Annotated in this window: 5 protein-coding genes; all 5 read right to left on the bottom strand. The window is 52.7% G+C overall.

All coding sequences use genetic code 11. The annotated features are described in order from the left end of the window. Positions 1 to 99: 99 nt before the first annotated feature. Positions 100 to 537 carry a hypothetical protein gene (locus tag BT173_RS19530; protein WP_139256246.1) on the bottom strand — a complete coding sequence of 146 codons (438 nt, stop codon included), beginning with the start codon at positions 535 to 537 and terminating at the stop codon, positions 100 to 102. Between the two features lie 432 nt (positions 538 to 969). Next, on the bottom strand, positions 970 to 1455 hold the full coding sequence (locus BT173_RS18890; RefSeq protein WP_072430229.1) for a hypothetical protein: 486 nt from the start codon (positions 1453 to 1455) through the stop codon (positions 970 to 972). A 107-nt stretch (positions 1456 to 1562) separates the two neighbouring features. Further along, a complete protein-coding gene (locus BT173_RS18885) occupies positions 1563 to 2288 on the bottom strand; it encodes a hypothetical protein (RefSeq protein WP_072430228.1) in 726 nt (241 codons plus the stop codon). 115 nt (positions 2289 to 2403) lie between these two features. Continuing rightward, entirely contained in the window at positions 2404 to 2781 is a 378-nt protein-coding gene (locus BT173_RS19525; protein ID WP_139256245.1) for a hypothetical protein, read from the bottom strand. A gap of 311 nt (positions 2782 to 3092) precedes the next feature. Continuing rightward, positions 3093 to 3608: tyrosine-type recombinase/integrase (locus BT173_RS18880; RefSeq protein ID WP_139256244.1), on the bottom strand; the 516-nt coding region annotated here is incomplete at its 5' end.

Raw genomic sequence — 3608 nt, 5'->3', positions numbered from 1 at the left:
AGTGAATCAACCGTACTTTGCTATTGCAAGGGACGGGGAAGCCCTTGTAGTTGGAGGTAACCGGACTGCCGCTTGCGGCAGGTCCGGTTGACCGAAAGGTTAGCCCCGGCCAATCAATTTCACCGGGATTAAAAGCTCCGGGTTAGCCACGGATATTTTCTTCCAAGGGCCAACGCAACGGAATTGAATATTTCCACACTGACAACTGGCCCAATAGAACCAACGCTTGCGCACGGCGGAAGGGGCCACAGAACCACAACGTTGGCACTGAACATAGCCGCCAAGATGAGGTTGCCAACCTGCACTGCCGTTTGGCACGACAACGAAGAGCTCTTCCAATTTTTTGGCGTGAAGCAAAGGTGATTTTTGTTTAAGCCATTTTTCGCGGAGCGTTCCTCGTTTGTAATTTTCGCCCCATCGCTTATCGCTATAGGGCTCAGGGTTGGCTTCCTTCAAGGCGGCACGAATCTCAGCAGAGCTACGGGCTACCTCTGCTTTACCCAAGACCTTGAGCTGTTTCTTACGCGCAGAATCCATAGGGGCTAACGTTCGAGCTAACCTGGAGACAGGGGCGTGCCACAAAGCCCACGGCACAGATAATGCACACCTGCCCTGTGGCGTGGGCTTTGTGGCACGCCGTTGGCTCTCAGGTTGAGCGAGGAGTTAGGCCTCACTCGACGACAACTCCGATGTCGCTTGCGCGCAGCCGAATCAGCGGCCGGCACAGAAGCCGTGCTAACCATACCTCCAGCCTGACCCATGGCGACGACTCAGCTGCGGGTGACTCGACCAAAAGCAGAGTGTGTGAAGCCAAGAGTGCTCTGAGGACGTGTAGCTGTTCCCAGCGGCGGTTCGAACCGTGCAAACAGTGAATGAAAGGGGTGCACACCCCCTGTAGGTGCTTGTCCAGTAGTTCAAGCATGGGCTTTGTGACCACGCCATCCCGGCGAGAGTAGCTTACAAAGACCTTCACTTTATCTTTCCAATGCTAAACAACGCCCAAACGGCAAGATTGGCAACCACAAGGAGAGCGTACAGCCACATCGAGTGATTAAGAGCAGCGTCCAGGACCTTGCGGTAGTTGGGAATGTTTACCCTGTCTTTCGCGATGATTCCTGTGCCATCGGCTGCGACCAGTGGGCGCTGGTCTCTTGAGGCGAGTCGAGAACGTATCTGTTCCATCGTTCCTCTGAGCTTGACTTGATAGAAGTAGCCCGTCGAGTCGAGAAACCAAAAGCAGAGAGGAATGAGAAGTCCGGCGACAAAAATCGAATCGTCCAGTTTGTCGCTTGTGAACTTCACCATGAGCGTCATGACGACAAAGAGTGTGGTTACGCAGAACTTCTTGGTTTCAAAGCAGAAGCTGCTGATCTGGCTAACCACGCCCGACAGCTGGTCTAGAAGCTTCCAGTCGAGTTCGTCTTGCAGTGTCTTTGTGTACGGCTTGGCATCCATGGGGGAGAGAACTCGTGGAGGAGTTAGTTGTGAGGACTAGCGTTCAAGGTCAGGGGCGCCGCGCGGCTTTATCGCGCAGCGTCCCCTGCACCGCCGGGTTAGCCGACTTAGAGTTGAGAGAGCCAAACGGAAATTCCTAACATGACAAAAAGTGTCAACCAAAGAAATGTGCTTGTGCGGTCGATGGCGGCCAAGAGACGCGCAAAGCGTATTGGGAGCAGCACCACAAACACGGAAATTAGAAACACTGGCGCTGTAACAATCCACGTGAGCAAATAGTAGAAGCCGAAAAAACCGAGCACTGCCAGTGAAGTGATGCTTCCGATTGCGATCGGGTTCGTGTCGAGCGGAAGGTCGAAGTGCAGTAGCGTTGCAATTTCACGCATTGGACGGGCCAAGATGTCCATGAATGGGGTGCCAAACAAAATGTCAAAAATGCCCAGTAGAAGCGGGCCAAATACGATAAGTACATTGTCCCTGGATATCTCGACAATCGTGCTCTTGTGCTCCGTTACCCATTTGATCGAAAACCAGCCCATGAAGGCAAACCCAAACACTGAAAACAGCCTGAGCGTAGCCATTGGGGTGGACTGAGGAAGTCGCTGAACGACGAGAATACAAATGAATAGGGCGACACTAATCCAGCCGTAATACTTACGAAGAAGTCGTAGTCCATCCATGATCGTGGACTCTTCAAGCCGCTCGTTCAGCTTCGAATAGCCACCCTCAAGCGCGGATAGGAATTTGTCGATCTTTGGATTTCTTCTGATTCGCTCGCCAATCCAGTAGGCGCTAATCAGAACAGCGAGTATGGTCAAGGCTACTTTAAGCATGGGCAGTAAGTCGGCTAACGTTGGAAGTAACCTGCCGCCGGAATGCCGGAGGCATGGAGGGAACCCAAAGCGCAGCTTTGGGCGGTCAGGTTGACTGAAAGGTTAGGGCGATGGTTCATAATTGCTCTAAATCCTCTGAAAGATAACCCCTCTGCCTGAATACGCCTAGTGCTTGCTGAGCTTCTAAAACTAGAACAGCCCATTCTGGGCGTAGCATCTCGGCGTGATCATCGGCAATGTCTTGGGGAGTAACTGAGCAAAAATCACGCAACTTGGAATCGAAACGCAATAATGCCGTTACTTCAATTGAAGTGAACGGGTGAACTGCTTCATTTTTTAGTAACTCTGCGTCAGTCCAGTCATCCCAAGTATTAATTATTTCATTCAGGCCCAATGGGCTAGAAGTGGCCTCGGTACCTGAAATCAATTCAAAATACTCAATGATCCTGTTCCGTACTCGCTGACCAATAATCTCTTTAGATGGCTGCATCATCAGGTTTGGCAAGCCCTAACAGTGTTTATACGGACCCGAGGGTCCGTATATCAATTGATAATAAGGGCGCCGTAAAATCTTCGTAACCCATTGATTCTTAGTCATCTGCAATTTCCCATGCAGTATAACAAGAACAGAAAACCGGGCGCCATGCCGCTCTCTATGGCTTTGGAGTACTCGTCTGCAGCAGCCACCTGTGCGGGTCGTATTTCCCTCGACTGTTCTACGACCTTGGGAGCAGAGTCGCCGGCTGGTGCCTCGCGTCTCTGACTCGACGACCAGCGCGCCTTTAAGCATGCACTGGAGCAGGCTCACAAGTATTGGCCATCCAGAAAATCCGCCCACCACTGCATCATCTTGCGCCTGTCATCGAGATACTCCGCTCGATGATAAGCAGCTCGAATTTTGTTTCTCTCTGCATGCGCCAGTTGCCGCTCGATGATGTCAGGATCAAAGCCCTCTTCATTCAGCACCGTCGATGCCAGCGCGCGAAATCCATGTGGGGTGGCCGTGCCGCTATAGCCCATCCGCCCCATGGCATAACTCAGGGTGTTTTCTGACATGGGCCGGTTGATATTGGTGGTGGCATGAAAGAGGAACGGGCTGCTGCCCGCCAAGGGCTTCAACTCAACCAGCAGTGCCAGCGCCTGGCGCGATAGCGGCACGATGTGCGGGCTGCGCATCTTCATCCGTTCAGCAGGGATACGCCATTCAGCGCGCTCAAGGTCGAACTCCTCCCAAAGCGCTCCACGCAGCTCACCTGGGCGCACAAAGGTCAGCGCCAGCAGTTTGAAAGCTATTTTGGTGGCTCGGCGTAGTGGCTCAGC

This window comes from Chitinimonas taiwanensis DSM 18899 (assembly GCF_900119825.1).
Taxonomy (GTDB): domain Bacteria; phylum Pseudomonadota; class Gammaproteobacteria; order Burkholderiales; family Chitinimonadaceae; genus Chitinimonas; species Chitinimonas taiwanensis.
Note: the sequence above shows the minus strand (reverse complement) of the source record. Positions and strands in the feature narration are given on the sequence as shown.